The organism is Streptomyces sp. NPDC059900, assembly GCF_050270335.1.
Taxonomy (GTDB): domain Bacteria; phylum Actinomycetota; class Actinomycetes; order Streptomycetales; family Streptomycetaceae; genus Streptomyces.
Window position 1 is genome coordinate 1 of record NZ_JBNNJZ010000584.1, and the last position, 4,873, is coordinate 4,873.

General features: G+C 68.3%; 5 protein-coding genes. 2 read left to right on the forward strand and 3 right to left on the reverse strand.

The genetic code is table 11. The features are described 5' to 3' along the window. Positions 1-112: 112 nt before the first annotated feature. A complete protein-coding gene (locus ACQKIP_RS39645; protein ID WP_365856050.1) occupies positions 113-853 on the reverse strand; it encodes a restriction endonuclease in 741 nt (246 codons plus the stop codon). Positions 854-975: 122 nt separating this feature from the next. After that, the gene (locus tag ACQKIP_RS39650; RefSeq protein ID WP_365856052.1) at positions 976-1,551 is read right to left on the reverse strand and encodes a helix-turn-helix domain-containing protein; all 576 of its coding nucleotides are present in this window, start codon (positions 1,549-1,551) and stop codon (positions 976-978) included. Between the two features lie 106 nt (positions 1,552-1,657). Between ACQKIP_RS39650 and ACQKIP_RS39655 the strand changes: the two genes are divergently transcribed. Then, entirely contained in the window at positions 1,658-2,806 is a 1,149-nt protein-coding gene (locus ACQKIP_RS39655) for an aminotransferase (RefSeq protein WP_365856054.1), read from the forward strand. A 4-nt stretch (positions 2,807-2,810) separates the two neighbouring features. Here ACQKIP_RS39655 and ACQKIP_RS39660 read toward each other — a convergent pair whose 3' ends face one another. Then, positions 2,811-4,097, reverse strand: coding sequence for a phosphatase PAP2 family protein (locus ACQKIP_RS39660; RefSeq protein WP_427745273.1), 1,287 nt, complete (start codon positions 4,095-4,097; stop codon positions 2,811-2,813). Between the two features lie 402 nt (positions 4,098-4,499). Between ACQKIP_RS39660 and ACQKIP_RS39665 the strand changes: the two genes are divergently transcribed. Next, positions 4,500-4,873, forward strand: a 374-nt coding sequence (locus ACQKIP_RS39665; protein ID WP_427745274.1) for a Ku protein, incomplete at its 3' end; no start/stop codon positions are given.

Consider the following 4,873-nt stretch of genomic DNA (forward strand, 5'->3'; position numbering starts at 1 on the left):
GCCTCGCGGCGCTGGGCGTGGCTGCGTTGAGCAGGATGGACCGGCTCTCCTGAGACCGGCGGGCCCGCCCCCGGCGTGCGACGGCCCGGCGTGGCCCGGCGCACGCTCCCGGTCAGGCGTCGATGCCCGCACTCTCCCAGGGACTTGGCCCGATGCCGTCGGACCACGCGGCCAACTCCTGGCCGTTCACGCACACGATGCCGCACCGGTCCGCGTATTCCAGGGCCGGAGCGGTGAAGTCGCCCGTCGTCACGAGCGCCGCGACGTCGGCCTCGTGGACGGAGAAACACGTCCCCCCGAAGCGCTGCAAGTCCTGCGAGCCGACCTTGTTGCCGTCGTCGTAGAGCTTGCACTGGATGACTACGCGAAGCCCTTCGGGAGTGACCGCGACGACATCGGCGCCCAAGTCGCCCGCGCCGCCCACCACTTCGACCTCCCGGCAGGCGTCGCGTGCGCAGAGCCCGGCTATCGCCTGCTCGAAGTCGTCGGCGTCCGGTTCGCCCCGCCTGTCGTCCCGCGCGTCGGTCGGCACTCCCTGGTCCTCCGCTCCGGCGTCAAGGCTGTCGGAGGCCCGCTCGGCCGCTTCCTCCAGCGCTCGTGCGGCGCGGCGCGCGTATCTCGCGGCGGAGAAACGGCGCCATCGGGACCGGCACAGCACCGCGACAGCGATGCCCATCACGACGAGATAGGCGGACCACAGCGGGCGCCGCTCCAGGATGCTCGCCGCGGTGCGGACCAGGAGCACCAGGCCGCACAGGATGATCGCGAGCAGCGCGAAGAACAGGGCGGTCGTCCGCAAATTGAAGCGCCGTTCGCGGTCCATGCGGCGAACCGGGCGCGAGGATACGGTCATTGGGCTCCCCTACGGAGGACGAAGACGAAGATCACTTGTCTCCGTGTGCCCAAGATCAACGCACTCAAGATCCCCGGCAGGGCGCCGCCTGGAGGGCTGCGTCGGGAGCGGGGCGCAGTCGCTCAGGTGCCGGTGACGACCCGCATGAAGACGACCGGTTCGGCGCCCTCGTTGAGGTAGGCGTACTGCTGGTCGCTGGAGATGACGGCACTCTGCCCGGCACACAGGACCCGGCGTTCCGCCTCCAGGGCGAGGGTGAGGCGTCCGGAGAGGACGTGGTGGATCTCCTGTGCGCCGGGGTGGTCGGGCTCGGCGCCGTAGCGTCCCGCGGGCGCCAGGGTCCAGCGCCACAGCTCGGCCCGCGGATCCAGGGTGGCGCCGAGCAGCAGGGCGTGACTGCCGTCCGGGGCCTGCCATACGAGGGTTCCCTCGACCTCCGACCGTGCCGCGTCGTCCTCGGGGAGGGCCAGGGCGGCGAAGTCGGTGTCGAGGGCGCGGGCGACACGGTCGACGGTGGCAAGGCTCGGGTTGGCCCGGCCCAGCTCGATGTCGGTGAGCATCCTGCGACTGACTCCGGAGGCGTCGGCTAGCTGCTGCACGCCCCATCCGCGCAGCTTGCGCAGGGCGCGGATGCGCCCGCCGATGCGGGTGACGAACTCCCGGGCGGCCTTGCTGTCCGCGGCGACCTCACTGCTCATGATGGGAACTATAGTGCTCACTTTTTTGCTGTCCGAGGGAGTGAGCAATATATTGCTCATCAGGTGCCGCAGCGCACGCCGGCGAGACGACGAAGGGGCAGCCGCAGTGAAGATCCAGGAGTTCGCGGTCGAGCAGTGGATGAACGAGTACGAGGAGACCTGCCGCTACAACCTCGCCGAGACCTGCGTCCGCTCACTGACCACCGGCGAGCTCCTTGACCTGTCCGGACAGCGCGAGCAGGTGCTCGCCGAGATGGAGGCCACCCCGCTCACCTACGGGCCCATCCCCGGCAGCCCCCGTCTGCGCCGCCTGGTCGCCGGCCTCTACACGGACCAGCGCCCGGACAACGTCCTGGTCACCCACGGGGCGATCGGCGCGAACGCCCTGGTGCACGCCGCCCTCGTGGAGCCGGGCGACCACATCGTGGCCGTGGTGCCCACCTACCAGCAGCACTACTCCATCCCCGACAGCTACGGCGCCCGCGTCGACCGCCTGCCGCTGCGCGAGGAGCACGGCTGGCTGCCCGACCTGGACGCACTCGACCGCCTGGTCACCCCGGACACCAAGCTGATCGCCGTCAACAACCCGAACAACCCCACCGGCGCCCTCATCGACGAGGCCGGCCTGGATCGCATCGCGAAGATCGCCGACCGGGCCGGCGCCTGGGTGCTGTGCGACGAGGTCTATCGCGGCGTCGACCAGGACGGCGACGGCTTCACCGTGTCGATCGCCGACCTCTACGAACGCGGCATCTCCACCGGCAGCATGTCCAAGCCCTACTCCCTGGCCGGACTGCGCCTGGGCTGGATCGTGGGCCCGGCCGGGCTCCTGGGGGAGGTCGCCACCCACCGGGACTACACCACCATCAGTGTCGGGCGCATCGACGACCTGCTGGCCTGCGTCGCCCTGGAGAACAAGGACGCGATCCTGGCCCGCTCCCACCGGATCACGCGGACCAACCTCGCGATTCTCGACGCATGGGTGGCGGGCCGTCCTGACGTCAGCTACGTCAGGCCCGCCTCGGGCACCACCGCGCTCCTGCGCTACCGCGCCCCGATCGGCTCCTACGAGTTCTGCACCCGCCTCCTCCAGGAGACCGGCGTCATGTTCACCCCCGGAGCCGCCTTCGGCATCGAGCACACCGTGCGCATCGGATTCGCCGACGACACGGCGACCCTGCGCACCGGCCTGGACCTGACCGGCCAGTTCCTCGATCAATTCGAGCAATTCGATCAACTGGCCGGTCGGGCGTGAAGCATCAGACCATTTCGGGCTGCGGTTCCGGCTGCGGTGTGGGCGTGGCCTTCGGCTCCCACAGCTTGGTGGTCCGTACGTAGCCGTAGACCACCGAAAGCATCGCGAGAACGAGAAGCGGACCGAACACCACGGGGTGCTTGGCCATCTGCATCGGCAGATAGCGATAGGACACCAGGAGCAGCGCGAAGACCGACGTGCCATAGGCGACCAGCTGGATTCCCGCCCGGTCCCAGCCGCGGTCGAGCGAGCGCAGCGCCGCGTCGATCGTGAACGCGAAGACGACACCGGCGATGATGTCCACGCCGTAGTGGTAGCCGAATCCCAGCGTCGCGCCGAGCGTGGCCACCAGCCAGAACACGCCCGCGTAGCGCAGCAGGCGCGGGCCCTTGCGGGAATGAATGAAGATCGTGGTGGCCCACGCCGTGTGCAGGCTGGGCATGCAGTTGCGCGGAGTGATCTCGTCGAAGGGTATCGAGTGCGGGGTGCCGAGCGGCGGTGGCGTGTGCGGCCACAGGTCGGCCAGGGCCCATTGCTGCCCGCCGGTGCCGAAGGCGCCGTCTCCGTAGGTGAAGATCGGTCCGACCACCGGGAAGATCATGTAAATGGCCGGTCCGAGCAGGCCGATGACGAGGAAAGTGCGCACCAGGTGGTGGCCGGGGAAGCGCCGCTCGGTCGCCACGTTGCGCAGCTGGTAGAGCGCGACGATGACCGCGGCCACCGCCAACTGGATGTAGACGTAGTCGAGAACGTGGGCGCCGACCGAGCCGGTCGCCGACACCATGCGACCCACAACCCACGACGGGTTGCCCAGAGCGTGGTCGGCCGTTGCCACGTACTGGTCGAGCACCGTGGGGCGGGTCTTCGACGTGATGAGCAGCCAGGTGTCACCGGTCTTGCGGCCCGCCACCAGGAGCAGGCTCAGTCCGACGCCCTTGAGCAGCAGGATCCGCTCCTGCCCGGTGCGGCGCGTGACGGCGATGACCGCACAGGTCAGGATGACCCACAGTGCGCCGTTGCCGAACATCATCTTGGCGTCGACGGCCCAGCGCACCAGGAAGAAGACGACGTCGATGCCTACCGCGACACCCACCGCGATGAACCGTTGCCGCCAGGTGAGCACCACCATCATCAACGCCATGCCGGCGTAGAGGAGCGGTCCTGATTTGGGCGCGAAGATCACTTCTCGCGCCTGGTTGGCGATCGGCCCCGCCACGCCGTAGTGCCGCGCGGCGATCTCCAGTGCGACGAGGAATCCGAGCGCCACCACACTCGCCGCGGTCCACAGCATCGCCCGTGGCTGTCGCCACGCGATCAACATCGTTCTGAAGTTTTTTCGCGAAAACACTTGAGATGCTGCAGATATCAATGGTTTGGCCGATTTGTTAGGTGTCGATTATTTAGCTCACTCTTCGTGCTAGATGGCATGTTTTTCTGCTGAAATGCGGCGATCACGGCACTCGTTGTGAGTTCGATCATGTTAGCTGAGCGGTGTGGGTGGGTTTGGCGGATCCCTGAATGTCAATGCCTCGCGGACGAAGACGGTCTGGAGGCACTTGTCGTTCCCGGTCGAAGACGGGTATCGGGTCGGCAGCGGGCCGGGCAGGGGACTGGCGGCGGGCGGGTGGCAGACCGGCCGCGCTGCCGGGAGACTGTCCTTGGTGAGATCTCGGGGTCGTCACGGAGGTACCTCATGCCCCGCCCCGTCTGGTCCGGCGCCATCTCGTTCGGCCTGGTCACGATCCCGATCAAGGTGCTGCCCGCCACCGAGAACCACTCGATTTCATTCCGCCAGTACCACCTGGAGGACATGAGCCGGGTCCGCACGCGCAAGGTGTGCGAGATCGACGGCAAGCAGCTCACGAACGCCGAGATCGGCAAGGGCTACGAGGTCAGCAAGGACACGATCGTCGCGGTCACCGACGCCGAGCTCGACGAGATGCCGCTCCCGACCGCGAAGGCCATCGAGATCGCGGCCTTCGTGCCGTACGAGAGCGTGGACCCGATCCGTATCGGCGAGGGCTACTACCTCCAGGCCGACGGACAGGTCGCCGCCAAGCCCTACAC